This is a genomic window from Cryobacterium sp. TMT1-3 (assembly GCF_004402315.1).
GTDB classification, from domain to species: Bacteria; Actinomycetota; Actinomycetes; order Actinomycetales; family Microbacteriaceae; genus Cryobacterium; species Cryobacterium luteum.
In genome coordinates, this window is record NZ_SOFW01000034.1 from 55,237 (window position 1) to 67,174 (window position 11,938).

11 protein-coding genes are annotated in these 11,938 nt (G+C 66.9%); 9 read left to right on the forward strand and 2 right to left on the reverse strand.

Annotated features, from left to right (window positions below; genetic code table 11):
- Nucleotides 1–29 precede the first annotated feature (29 nt).
- From murA to E3O25_RS11185, 4 genes are read left to right on the forward strand one after another with little or no spacing between them, the layout of a single operon-like run.
- Nucleotides 30–1,337, forward strand: coding sequence for a UDP-N-acetylglucosamine 1-carboxyvinyltransferase (gene murA / locus E3O25_RS11170; RefSeq protein ID WP_241984038.1), 1,308 nt, complete (start codon nt 30–32; stop codon nt 1,335–1,337).
- 55 nt (nt 1,338–1,392) lie between these two features.
- A complete protein-coding gene (locus E3O25_RS11175; RefSeq protein ID WP_241984037.1) occupies nt 1,393–2,133 on the forward strand; it encodes a 1-acyl-sn-glycerol-3-phosphate acyltransferase in 741 nt (246 codons plus the stop codon).
- Nucleotides 2,134–2,170: 37 nt separating this feature from the next.
- Nucleotides 2,171–3,274 carry an NAD(P)H-dependent glycerol-3-phosphate dehydrogenase gene (locus E3O25_RS11180; protein WP_092108982.1) on the forward strand — a complete coding sequence of 368 codons (1,104 nt, stop codon included), beginning with the start codon at nt 2,171–2,173 and terminating at the stop codon, nt 3,272–3,274.
- Entirely contained in the window at nt 3,174–4,271 is a 1,098-nt protein-coding gene (locus E3O25_RS11185; RefSeq protein ID WP_134361165.1) for a D-alanine--D-alanine ligase family protein, read from the forward strand. Before E3O25_RS11180 ends, E3O25_RS11185 begins: the two co-directional genes overlap by 101 nt.
- Before the next feature lie 108 nt (nt 4,272–4,379).
- On the opposite strand, the gene E3O25_RS11190 is transcribed toward E3O25_RS11185, so the two are convergent.
- On the reverse strand, nt 4,380–4,904 hold the full coding sequence (locus E3O25_RS11190) for a DUF3515 family protein (RefSeq protein ID WP_134361166.1): 525 nt from the start codon (nt 4,902–4,904) through the stop codon (nt 4,380–4,382).
- Between the two features lie 24 nt (nt 4,905–4,928).
- Between E3O25_RS11190 and thiL the strand changes: the two genes are divergently transcribed.
- On the forward strand, nt 4,929–5,969 hold the full coding sequence (thiL, locus tag E3O25_RS11195) for a thiamine-phosphate kinase (protein WP_092108977.1): 1,041 nt from the start codon (nt 4,929–4,931) through the stop codon (nt 5,967–5,969).
- Here thiL and rsmD read toward each other — a convergent pair.
- The gene (gene rsmD / locus E3O25_RS11200; RefSeq protein ID WP_134361167.1) at nt 5,966–6,541 is read right to left on the reverse strand and encodes a 16S rRNA (guanine(966)-N(2))-methyltransferase RsmD; all 576 of its coding nucleotides are present in this window, start codon (nt 6,539–6,541) and stop codon (nt 5,966–5,968) included. The two genes, thiL and rsmD, sit on opposite strands and share 4 nt — an antisense overlap.
- A gap of 50 nt (nt 6,542–6,591) precedes the next feature.
- On the opposite strand from rsmD, the gene E3O25_RS11205 reads away from it, so the two are divergent.
- The 4 genes from E3O25_RS11205 to E3O25_RS11220 all read left to right on the forward strand — a co-directional run bounded on the left by E3O25_RS11205 (nt 6,592) and on the right by E3O25_RS11220 (nt 11,912).
- Nucleotides 6,592–8,841: an ATP-dependent DNA helicase RecG gene (locus tag E3O25_RS11205; protein ID WP_092108971.1), complete on the forward strand. Its 2,250-nt coding sequence runs from the start codon at nt 6,592–6,594 to the stop codon at nt 8,839–8,841.
- A 64-nt stretch (nt 8,842–8,905) separates the two neighbouring features.
- The gene (gene coaD / locus E3O25_RS11210) at nt 8,906–9,394 is read left to right on the forward strand and encodes a pantetheine-phosphate adenylyltransferase (RefSeq protein ID WP_174721735.1); all 489 of its coding nucleotides are present in this window, start codon (nt 8,906–8,908) and stop codon (nt 9,392–9,394) included.
- A gap of 134 nt (nt 9,395–9,528) precedes the next feature.
- Nucleotides 9,529–10,524, forward strand: coding sequence for a MoxR family ATPase (locus E3O25_RS11215; protein WP_174721738.1), 996 nt, complete (start codon nt 9,529–9,531; stop codon nt 10,522–10,524).
- A 2-nt stretch (nt 10,525–10,526) separates the two neighbouring features.
- Entirely contained in the window at nt 10,527–11,912 is a 1,386-nt protein-coding gene (locus E3O25_RS11220) for a DUF58 domain-containing protein (protein ID WP_092108965.1), read from the forward strand.
- Nucleotides 11,913–11,938: the final 26 nt, after the last annotated feature.

Here is an 11,938-nt window from a genome sequence, read left to right on the forward strand (position 1 = left end):
GGGCATCCGTTGGCCTCACCGCCGACAAAATCACCATCCGTGGCGGCATTCCGCTGGTCGGCCGCATCGAGGTGAAGGGGGCGAAGAACCTCGTCACCAAAGCCATGGTCGCCGCCCTGCTCGGAGAAACCCCGAGCGTGCTCAAGGACGTTCCGAACATCAGCGATGTTCGGATCGTTCGGGGGCTGCTCGAGGTGCACGGCGTCAAGGTGACCGAGGGCGCCGAACCCGGCGACCTCATTCTCGACCCGGTTGACGTGGAGAGCGCGCACTTCGCCGCGATCGACGCCCACGCCGGTTCGTCCCGCATTCCGATCCTGTTCTGCGGACCGCTGCTGCACCGGCTCGGCGAAGCCTTCATCCCCGACCTGGGCGGTTGCCGCATCGGCGACCGCCCGATCGACTTTCATCTCGAGGTGCTGCGCAAATTCGGCGCCGTCGTCGAGAAGCAGCCCAACGGCATCCGCATGTCGGCGCCGAACGGTCTCAAGGGCGCCAAGCTCGAGCTGCCCTACCCGAGCGTGGGAGCGACCGAGCAGGTGCTGCTCACCGCGGTGCGGGCCGACGGCCTCACCGAACTCAAGGGCGCGGCGATCGAGCCCGAGATCATGGATCTCATCAACATCCTGCAGAAGATGGGCGCGATCATCACGGTCGATACCGACCGAGTGATCCGAATCGAGGGTGTCGAACGCCTGGTCGGCTACAACCACCGCGCATTGTTCGACCGCAACGAGGCCGCGAGCTGGGCTGCCGCTGCCCTCGCGACGGACGGCGACATCTTCGTCGGCGGCGCCCGCCAGGCCGAGATGATCACCTTCCTCAACGTGTTCCGCAAAGTCGGCGGTGCTTTCGACATCTGTGACGACGGCATCCGGTTCTATCACCCCGGCGGCGATTTGAAGCCGGTGATCATCGAAACGGATGTTCACCCCGGGTTCATGACGGACTGGCAGCAGCCGCTCGTCATTGCCCTCACGAAGGCGCACGGCACCTCGATCGTGCACGAGACGGTGTACGAACAGCGGTTCGGTTTCGTCGACGCGCTCGTCGAAATGGGCGCCACCATTCAGATTCACAAGGAGTGCCTCGGCGGGCACCCGTGCCGCTTCGGGCAGCGCAACTTCAACCACTCGGCCGTCATCACCGGTCCGACCAAGCTGCACGGCGCCGACATCGTCGTGCCCGACCTGCGCGGCGGCTTTAGCCACCTGATCGCCGCGCTCTCGGCCGAGGGCACCTCGACGGTCAGCAACGTGGGAATCATCAGCCGCGGATACGAGAACTTCATCGGCAAGCTGCGGCTTTTGGGGGCGGACTTCGATCTCGAAGGATAATAGGCGCGTGCCTGAAAATATTGACGTGCCAGCAGCTCCCGAGTCACCGAACCGAATCCGTTCCGAGAAGAGCCGACCGAGCGCGTTCTGGATTCTTGCCGGGCTGATCCTGCCGGTGATGAACCTCGCCGCGCGCTACGAGATCGTCGACGCCCACAAGTTTCCGCGCAGTGGAGCGTTCGTGTTCTCGCCGAACCACTACAGCGAGATCGACCCCGTCGTGATGGGCGTCGTGGCGTGGAAGCTGGGGCGGCTTCCTCGATTTCTGGCGAAGGCATCCGTTTTCAAGATTCCCGTCATCGGCTGGGTGCTGAGCCGTTCGGGCCAGATTCCGGTGCAGCGCGGTGGTTCCGTGCGTGGCAGCGAACCGGTCAAGGCCGCCCAACGACTGGTCGAGAAGGGCCAGATCGTGGTCGTCTACCCGGAGGGCTCACTCACCCGCGATCCTGACCTGTGGCCGATGCGCGGCAAAACCGGCGCGGTGCGCATCGCGCTCGAGCAGGGGATTCCGATCGTGCCGGCCGCCCACTGGGGCACCCAGCAGCTGATGCCCCGGTATTCCAAGAAGATCAGCCTGTTCCCCCGCAAGACGATCAGGGTCAAAATCGGCGACCCCCTCGACCTCGCCCAGTTTCGGGGCCGCAGCCTCGACACCGCCACGCTCAACGAGGCCACCGCCGTCGTGATGGTGGCCATCACGGCACTGCTCGAAGACCTGCGCGGTGAGAAAGCCCCGACCAAACGTTGGAACCCGTCGGAGCACAACCAGAAAGAGACCGGCCGTTTTGAAGCCTAGAAACCCGCAGCAGCCCAAGATTCAACCAGGCACTCGGGTGGCCGTCCTAGGGGCGGGAAGTTGGGGAACGACCTTCGCAAAAATTTTGACGGATGGCGGTGCCGACGTTGTTCTGTGGGCTCGCCGCCCCGAATTGGCGCGCGAAATCTCCGAAGCACGCCGCAACAGCGACTACCTGCCCGGCGTGAACCTGCCCATCGGACTGCGCGCCACGAGCCGGCTCGATCTGGCCCTGGCTGGCGCCGAAATGGTGTTCGTGTCGGTGCCCAGCCAGTCGCTCCGCGAGAACCTCAAGCATGTCGAACCGTACCTGGCCGAGAACGCGATCCTCATCTCGCTCATGAAGGGCGTCGAACGCTCGACCGGCATGCGCATGAGCAGCGTCATCGAAGAGGTGCTCCGCATCGACCCCGCCCGGATCGCCGCAATCAGCGGCCCCAACCTGGCGCTGGAAATCGCCAAGGAGCAGCCGACCGGCGCCGTCGTCTCGTCATCGAGCCTCGAAACCGCGCAGGCGGTGGCCAAACTGGCCACCAACCGCTACTTTCGGTCATACATCAACACCGACGTCATCGGCACCGAGTTCGGCGGTGTGCTGAAAAACCTCATCGCCGTCGCGATCGGCATCGTCGATGGGGTTGGCTACGGCGAAAACACCAAGGCCTCGATCATCACCCGCGGCCTGGTTGAAATGACCGACTTCGCGGTCGCCTACGGTGCCCAGGCCGAAACCCTGGCCGGCTTGGCCGGTCTCGGCGACCTCATCGCCACCTGCCAGTCGCCGCTGTCGCGGAACAACACGGCCGGGCGGCTGCTCGGCCAGGGCTACAGCATCAACGATGTCGTCAAGCAGATGCAGCAGACCACCGAAGGCCTCGCCTCGGTGAAGCCCGTTCTCGAACTGGCCCGCGCCAAGGGCGTGGAGATGCCGATCGTCGAACAGGTGCGCCAGGTGCTCGACGGCACCCTCAACCCCCGCGACATTGCGCCGCACCTCACAACAGACTCCGGCGAACCGCAGGGCGAAAGGACACTTGACGATGCACAAGCTCACGGTGGTGCTTCTCTTTGGGGGGCGTTCCAGCGAACACTCGATCAGCTGCGCCACGGCGGGCGGAGTGCTGGCAGCCCTCGACCCTGAGCGGTACACGATCATCCCGGTCGGAATCACCCGCGACGGTTCGTTCGTGCTCGAAGACAACGACCCGGGTAAATTCATTCTCGATGCGCAGTCACTGCCCGTCGTCGCCGACAACGGTACGCGGGTGCGCTGGCCGCAGAGCGCGTCGAGCCGGGAACTGACCGTCGTCGATGCGTCGGGCGAGCGCTCGTTGGGCACTGTCGACCTTATATTCCCCATTTTGCATGGACCGTTCGGTGAGGACGGTACCATCCAGGGAATGCTCGACCTGCTCGGCCTGCCGTACGTAGGATCGGGGGTGCTTGCATCCGCTTTAGGAATGGACAAACACTTCGCCAAGACCGTCTTTCAGCAGGCGGCCCTGCCCGTGGCACCGTGGCGCACTCTCACCGCGGATGACTGGGCGGAGACTCCTGGAATGGGCTACGCCGCCCTGGAACAGCTCGGCCTGCCCGCCTTCGTGAAGCCGGCGCGCGCCGGGTCGAGCGTGGGCGTCAGCAAGGTCGGGGCGCCGGAACAGCTCAGCGAGGCCATGACGGTCGGCCTCGCCGAAGACTCCAAGGTACTTATCGAATCAGGGCTGGTCGGTCGGGAACTCGAGATCGCCGTGCTGCAGGGCCGTCCGGGAGAGCCGACCCGCGCTTCCGTGGCCGGCGAAGTCGTCGTGACCGGCCGCGACTTCTACGATTTCGCGGCGAAGTACCTTGACGCACCTGGCGTTGACTTGGTCTGCCCGGCACCCCTGACGGCGGCTGAACTGGCTGAGGCGCAGCGGCTCGCCATCGCCGCGTTCGAGGCGATCGGCGGCGCCGGACTGGCCAGAGTCGACTTCTTTCTCACTCAGGCCGGCTGGGTGATCAACGAGATCAACACCATGCCCGGCTTCACGAGCATCTCCATGTTCCCGAGCTGCTGGCTGGCGAGCGGCTATACCTACCCCGAGCTGATCGACGAGCTCATTGCGGTGGCCATGGCCCACGCTCGCCACGGTTCCTGAGCCGCGACAGAAGCTCGCGGCACGTGTTGGTGTGCCTGGCACTGGTTTGAACGAGTGCCAACCTCCTCAACTCGTGCCGCGAGCCCGGGGCGGTCTCGCGCGACGGCCCTAGGGGGATGTCGAGGCTCCGTCGGTGGGCAGCTGCACGTCTTCGGCGCCGACGCAGGCACCGGTCGCCGGCACGTAGCCGACCGCATTGGCGACGTCGATCAGGGCGGTCGAACCGCTCACCGCTTCGGAATCGATCACGATCTCGATGGCCGGGTCGCGCCCATAGGTCGTGTAACGGTAGGTCGGCGCGGCTGAGTCGTCTTCGATCCAGTCGATACCGTTGATGTTCAGACACGGCAGTGTTGTGGGCACCGGTACCGTCACGCCGCAGTGCAGCAGAACGGCAGCGGGGTCGCCCCAGGCGCCCGTGGCCTGCGCGTTCGTTTCACGCGCCGGCTGGTCGGCGACGGTGGACGGCAGGTGCACGACCACATCGGCGCAGGCCACACTGGTGGCATCGGCGGCCGGGGTCAGCGGCACTGCGGTGGCGCAGCCGACGAGCAGCAGCGAACTCGCGAGCACCGTGACGACGGCGACGGATCGAAGGGGAGCGGAGCGCAGGAGCAGGAATCGGTGAGACATCATATTCAGGCTACCGTTTCTTACATGACCCCCGCAGCGGATGCCCCGCGCTCGCCCGCCCCGCTGCCGCCCGCAGCCGAAAAAACCCTCGCCGACCTGAGCGAGACCGCCGTACTCGGGCGGATTTTTCCCCGCTTGCCGACCGCATCGGCGCAGCTTCTCGGACCGGGTGACGATGCGGCCGTGATCTCCGCACCCGACGGCCGCTTCGTGGTGACGACCGACATGATGATTCAGGGCCCGGATTTTCGCCTCGCCTGGTCGACGCCGCACGATCTCGGCTGGAAAGCCGCCGCCACCAACCTCTCTGATGTGGCCGCGATGGGCGCCCGCCCGACCGCCCTCGTCGTTGCGATCGCCGCTCCGCCGTCGACTCCCGTGTCGGTGCTCGAGGGCATCGCCGACGGGCTGCGCGACTGCTGCGAAGCCCTCGCGCCCGGCTGCGGCGTGGTCGGCGGTGACCTGTCGGCCTCCGACGCCCTCACCCTCGCCGTGACGGCCTTCGGCGACCTCGAGGGCCGGGCACCCGTTCTGCGCTCCGGCGCCCGCCCCGGCGACACCGTGGCGCTCTCCGGTCGGCTCGGAGCTGCCGGGATCGGCCTTGAACTACTGTTTCATCGGGGCGTTGACGCCCTCGGAGTGCCCGACCGTGACCGGGCGAACGCCCTCAAGCTCACGCATCCGACCGAGGTGGCCGCCCAGCTCACCCCGGTACCGCCGATTGCCAGCGGTCCGCTTGCCGCCCTCGCCGGTGCCACCGCGATGCTCGACGTGTCCGATGGACTCGCGATCGACGCCGGCCGGATCGCCCGCGCGAGCGGAGTGTGCATCGACTTCGACTCCGGGTGCCTGGGCGAACGCCTCGAGGTCGCCCTCGGCGGCGGCGAAGACCATGGACTGCTGGCGACCTTCCCGCCGGACGTCGTTCTGCCGCCCGGCTTTCGCCGCCTCGGAACGGTCGCGGCGGCATCCGCTTCAACCGTCGGTACGATCACCGTGGACGGTGCTGCGCACGACCAGGGCGGCTGGGACCCGTATCGCGGCTGGGACGGCGCGGCGGGCTAGTTCTGTTCGGGAGGCGCGGCGTACCAGACGGTCGTGTCGCCGTAATCCTTGCGGCGCTCCAGCACCAGGCCGTCGCCCCAGTCCGGTTCGGGCGAGCGCGAGCTGCGCTCCAGCACCACGAGCGCGTCGTCGGCCAGCAGCGGAGCCAGCGCCCTCAGATTGTGGCCCAACTCCACCTCCGTCAGATCGTAGGGCGGATCGATGAACACAACGTCGAAGCCGTCTTTGGTCGCTGCCAGAAACGACTGCACCGCCTGTGATGACACCGCGATCTTTAGCTCGGTGCCCTTCGGCGCTGACCGCTGCACGGCCTCGCCGTTCTTGCGGCACATCGCTGCTGCGCCGTAACTGTTTTCGACCAGAGTCACCACGCGCGCCCCGCGGCTTGCTGCCTCGAGCCCCAGCGCGCCCGATCCCGCGTACAGGTCCAGCACGCGCATACTGTGCAGCGCGTCGCGCGAGTCGAGGGCCGAGAAGATCGCCTCCCGCACCCGGTCGCTGGTCGGCCGGGTACCGGACTTGGGGACCGTCAAAGTCAAGGAGCCGGCAAACCCGGAAATAATTCGCGTCATAACCCTCCGAGCCTAGCTGCCCTGTCAGAGGGTCGGTTTACGATGGAACCATGACCGGTTCGAGCGCTGCCCATGGCCCCGAATTCGACGGTCTCGCCCTGCCAGCGCCCGAACTTCAACCGATCACCCTCGACACCCCGCTGAAGAAAGCACTCGGCGCGGCGAAAGCGTCAGCACTCGGCAAAGCCTTCGGTTTTCAGACCGTCAGCGACCTGCTCAGCCACTACCCGCGTGACTACGCCGACCGTGACGTGCTTCGACCGCTCGCGCAGCTGACTCCCGGCGCCAATATCACCGTCATCGCCGATATCGTGTCCGCCCGGGAAAAGCGCATGTCATCGCGACCGGGCACGATCGTCGAGGTGGTGATTTCCGACGGTGGCGGCGAGTTCATCCTCACGTTCTTCGGCAAGAGCAGCCAGCAGTGGCGCCTCGACAAGCTGCGGCCCGGCCTGCGCGGCAGCTTTTCCGGCAAGGTGTCGGCCTATCAGGGCCAAAGTCAGCTCGCGAACCCGTCATATAAGACCTTTGAAAGCGAAGAAGAAGAGGCTCGCGACGACCCGGCCGTACGCTTGCGCCACAAGCCGCTCATCCCCATTTACGCGGCGACGGCCTCGGAGACCAGCTGGAACCTGCAGACGCTGATCGATCAGGTGCTCCAGCGCGTGGGCACCCTGCCCGATCCTGTTCCGCAGGACCTCCGGGTCGAACACGGTCTGCTTGACCACACCCAGGCCATCCGCTGGATTCACAGCCCCGACAAGAAAGAACAGTGGATGGCCGCGCAGGAGACACTGCGCTTCACCGAGGCCTGGGTGCTGCAGTGCGCCCTGATGCAGCGGCACAGTATTGCGCGGGAGCGCCGCACCCGGCCGCGCGTGCCCACACCCGGCGGGTATCTCGAACGCTTCGACGCAGCCCTGCCCTTCGTGCTCACGGTCGACCAGGAGATCTGCGCGGTTGAAATCGCCACCGACATGGCCAGGTCCGGCCCAATGAACCGACTGCTGCAGGGCGAGGTCGGCTCGGGCAAGACCGTCGTCGCGCTGCGGGCCATGCTCGCCGTGGCCGACAGCGGCGGCCAGACCGCCCTGCTGGCCCCGACCGAGGTGCTCGCCGCGCAACACCTGCGATCGATCACGACGCTGCTCGGGCCCGATCTCGCAGCCGAACTCATGCCGGCCCTGCTCACCGGAAAACTTCCCGTCGCGCAGAAACGCAAGGCGCTGCTGCGCACCGTATCGGGCCAGTCCCGCATCGTCATCGGCACCCACGCCCTGCTCAGTGACACCGTGACCTTCTTCGACCTCGGGCTGATCGTTATCGACGAGCAGCACCGGTTCGGCGTCGACCAGCGCGAAACCCTGCGGCTGAAGGGGGCTGAACCACCGCACGTTCTCGTCATGACGGCCACGCCGATACCGCGCACCATCGCCATGACCGTGTTCGGTGACCTCGACGTGAGTACCATCCGCATGCTGCCGGCCGGGCGCCGGGGCATCACGAGCATCGTCGTGCCGCTCGCCGATCATCCGACCTGGTTTCAACGCATCTGGACCAAACTCGCTGAGGAGCTCGCGCTTGGGCGTCAGGCCTTCGTGGTCTGCCCGGCGATCTCCCCGGCCGAGATCGAAGACGGAGCCGACGCCGAGGCGCCGCCGCCGAGCGACGACGATCCCAAGATTCCGCTCGCCAATGTGGAGACGGTGCTCGAGCGGCTGCGCGGGTTCGCCCCGCTGGCCGGATACCGCCTTGACGCTTTGCACGGCCGCATGACGAGCGACGAGAAAGATCGCATCATGCGTTCGTTCGCCGCCGGTGAGATCGATGTTCTCGTGGCGACGACCGTGATCGAGGTCGGGGTCGACGTGCCCAATGCTTCGGCCATGGTCGTGCTCGACGCCGACCGATTCGGTGTCTCCCAACTGCACCAGTTGCGCGGCCGCGTCGGTCGTGGCGGCGTGCCGGGATTGTGCCTGCTGGTCACCAATTCGCGGCCGGGGTCGCCGTCCCGCCAACGCATCGGTGACGTCGCCGCGACACTGGATGGTTTCGTGCTCGCCGAACTCGACCTCGCCCTACGCCGTGAGGGCAACGTGCTCGGCGATCTTCAGTCCGGCGACGGCTCGAAGCTGCGCTTTCTGCGGGTGGCGGTGGACGGCGACATGATCGCCGACGTGCGACGGGCCGCCTACCATCTCGTGACGGGCGATCCGGGCATCCGCACCAACGCGGCGCTGCGCGACGCAATCACCCGCCGGCTGAACGAATCCGAACGCTCCTGGCTCAATAAGGGCTGATGATGACGATCTCCAGCGGATGCAGCGAGCAGCGCTGTTCAGCCTGTGGCAGTAGGGTGTGATCATGCGCAGGATCGCCGTTGTCCCTGGATCATTTGACCCCGTCACGCTGGGCCACTTGGACGTGATCGATCGCGCGGCCGGCCTGTTCGACGAGCTCCATGTGCTCGTGGTGCACAACCCCGACAAGTCGGCCCTGTTACCGATCAGTCAGCGCGTGTCGCTGCTGGAACAGGCCATCAAAGAGGCCGGGCTGCCGACCAACATCGTTGTGGCCAGCTGGAGCATGGGACTACTCGTGGACTACTGCATGGACGTCGGGGCGAGCGTGCTGGTGAAGGGCATCCGCTCGCAGGTCGATGTGGCCTACGAGACGCCGATGGCGATCGTCAATCGCAACCTCGCCGCTGTTGAAACGGTGTTTCTGCTGCCTGATCCCGCCAACGCCCACGTCTCCAGCTCGCTGGTGCGACAGGTGGCCAGCCTCGGCGGCGACGTCTCGCCCTATGTTCCGCATGCCGTTGCAGAATACCTGGAGCGGTCACGGGTATGAACCGCAAACCGACTCGGTCCTCCATCGATTCAAGCAGGGCGGAACTGGCGTCGGTTCCATTGGCTGCCACTGTGCCCTTTAACAGTGATGCGGCCGCCGATCTCAACGAGCTGCAGGCCGCCGGGCTTGCCATCATGCGCAATGTCGAGACGGTCATCGACGGCAAGCATGAGGCCGTGCAGATCGCTTTGACCGTACTTTTGGCCGAGGGCCACCTGCTCATCGAGGACGTGCCCGGCGTCGGCAAGACCATGCTCGCGAAGGCCCTCGCCCGATCGGTCGACTGCACCGTCGGGCGAATCCAGTTCACCCCCGACCTGCTGCCCTCCGACGTGACCGGGGTATCGGTGTTCAACCAGGCCGAGCGTCGGTTCGAGTTCAAACCCGGCCCGGTCTTCGCCAATATCGTCATCGGTGACGAAATCAACCGGGCGAGCCCGAAGACCCAGTCGGCACTGCTGGAGTCGATGGAGGAACGCCAGGTCACCGTCGACGGCATCACCTACCCGCTCGCCCTGCCCTTCACCGTCATCGCCACCCAGAACCCGATCGAGATGGAAGGCACCTACGCCCTGCCGGAGGCCCAGCGCGACCGGTTCATGGCGCGCATTTCCATGGGCTATCCCGACTCTGATTCCGAACTTGCGATGCTCGACTCGCGCGACACCGGCAGCCCGCTCGCCTTGATCTCGGCTGTCGTGTCGGGGGAGACCCTGCGGGACATGATGCTCACGGCGCGAGCGGTCTACGCCTCCGCTGCCGTCAAGGAATATGCGGTCAATCTGGTTCGAGCCACCCGCGACGATCGCGACCTGCGCCTCGGGGCCAGCCCGCGCGCGACCCTGCAGCTGATTCGTGCGGCGAAGGCTCAGGCCGCGTTGAGCGGTCGGGATTACGTGTTGCCCGACGACATCGACTCGCTCGCGGTGGCCGTCCTCGGCCATCGGCTGGTGCCCACCAGCCGCGCGTTGGGCCACCACCACCAGGATAGCGGCCCGGTGATCGACGACATCGTGCGCCGGATCCTGGCCGATACGCCCGTACCGGTCGGGGGTGGGGCATCCGCTCGATCAGTGCCGGCGGTACGGGCCGTTCCGCCTCGGCCCGTGGGTCCCACCGGAACGTCGTAGTCATGGCGGCACGCGGGGTGCGAGAGTTTGGGTCGGCGGCCAACGCCGAGTGGTTCACGCGGTTGGCCGCCCGATTCGCCACGCGGCTCACCCTGCGCGGCGTGCTCTTTCTCGCCGTCGGGGTCGTGCTGTTCATCAACGCGGTGCTGGTGAACAGCCGTGACCTGTTGTTCGTCGCCAGCCTCTTGGTCGTGGCGCCCCTGGTCGCGGCCGCGTATGTATCGCTTCGCCCGGCACGAGTCGAGGTGACCCGCATCTTTCGGCCGCCGATCGTGCCGGTCGGCGGCGAGAGCATGGTGACTCTGCACCTGCACAATCTGTCGGCAGCGCCGCTCGGGGGTGCCTCGTGGTGCGATACCCCGTCACCCGGCATCGAGACTCCGCCGGCAGTCAGCCTTGCGCTGGTGAGCCGGAACGGTGTGGCCGGCGACAGCGTGCACCTCGAATACACCGTCGTGCCGCGCCATCGGGGCGTCTACGAGGTCGGCCCCCTGCGCGTGTTTCGCGAGGACCCGTTCGGCTTGGCGCACAGTGACCGAAACGCCGGTTCCCCCCACGACCTGATCGTGACACCCCGGGTGACGCCCCTGCCCGGCAGCGGCCTGGCCCAGTCCAGCAACGACGGCTCCATTCGGGAACTGGTTCGTCAGGCCACCCCCACCTCCGACGAACTGATCGCCCGCGAGTACCGTCCCGGCGATGCGCTGCGCCGGGTGAACTGGCCGGCCACGGCCCGGCACGGTGAAATCATGGTGCGCCAGGAGGAACAGCGCAGCAACCCGGAGGCCCGCCTTGTGCTCGATACGACCCTGGCCGGAGCGGCCGGCCTGGGCGCCGGGCATGTTCCACCGCATCTTACGGCCGCCTTCGAACTCGAGATCGAGCTGGCGGCATCCGTTGGTGTGCACCTGCTCGACGCCGGATACCGCCTCGAAGTGATCGAGCTCGGCGCCAGCCAGTTGCTGCCGAGCGACCAACAGACCCTGGGCGGGCTGCACGGCGACGCGCCAGCCACTTTTCGTGCTCCCGGCGGTGATCGCGCCCTGCTCGAGGCCCTCTCGAGCGTGGTTCCGGTGCCGTGGCCGAGTCGCACCGCTCGCCTTGCCGCCGCGCGCCGGGTCACGGTGCGCGCCGCGCTGCGGGGCGCGCAGCCCGTGGTGCCCACCTTCGCGCTGCTCGTGAGCGTGTCCGAAACGGATGTCGACGGCCTGGTCGCCCTCGCCCGTCACGGTGAGCCCGCCGTTGCCTTCGTGCAGCGCACCGTCGCAGCTCCGGCCCGCCAACGCCTGCAGGAGGCCGGCTGGCGCTGCATCGAGCTCGCCAGCACCGACGACCTGGAAGAGGCATGGAACGACGTGAGCGGGGAGCGAGGCGCCAGCCGTGACTAGCCTGGCCACGAAACCGGTGCCGCTCC

Coding starts and splice junctions, on each gene's coding strand:
- E3O25_RS11185 (WP_134361165.1), top strand. CDS start 3,174: ATGCACAAGCTCACGGTGGTGCTTCTCTTTGGGGGGCGTTCCAGCGAA.
- E3O25_RS11190 (WP_134361166.1), bottom strand. CDS start 4,904: ATGTCTCACCGATTCCTGCTCCTGCGCTCCGCTCCCCTTCGATCCGTC.
- thiL (WP_092108977.1), top strand. CDS start 4,929: ATGACCCCCGCAGCGGATGCCCCGCGCTCGCCCGCCCCGCTGCCGCCC.
- rsmD (WP_134361167.1), bottom strand. CDS start 6,541: ATGACGCGAATTATTTCCGGGTTTGCCGGCTCCTTGACTTTGACGGTC.
- E3O25_RS11205 (WP_092108971.1), top strand. CDS start 6,592: ATGACCGGTTCGAGCGCTGCCCATGGCCCCGAATTCGACGGTCTCGCC.
- coaD (WP_174721735.1), top strand. CDS start 8,906: ATGCGCAGGATCGCCGTTGTCCCTGGATCATTTGACCCCGTCACGCTG.
- E3O25_RS11215 (WP_174721738.1), top strand. CDS start 9,529: ATGCGCAATGTCGAGACGGTCATCGACGGCAAGCATGAGGCCGTGCAG.
- E3O25_RS11220 (WP_092108965.1), top strand. CDS start 10,527: ATGGCGGCACGCGGGGTGCGAGAGTTTGGGTCGGCGGCCAACGCCGAG.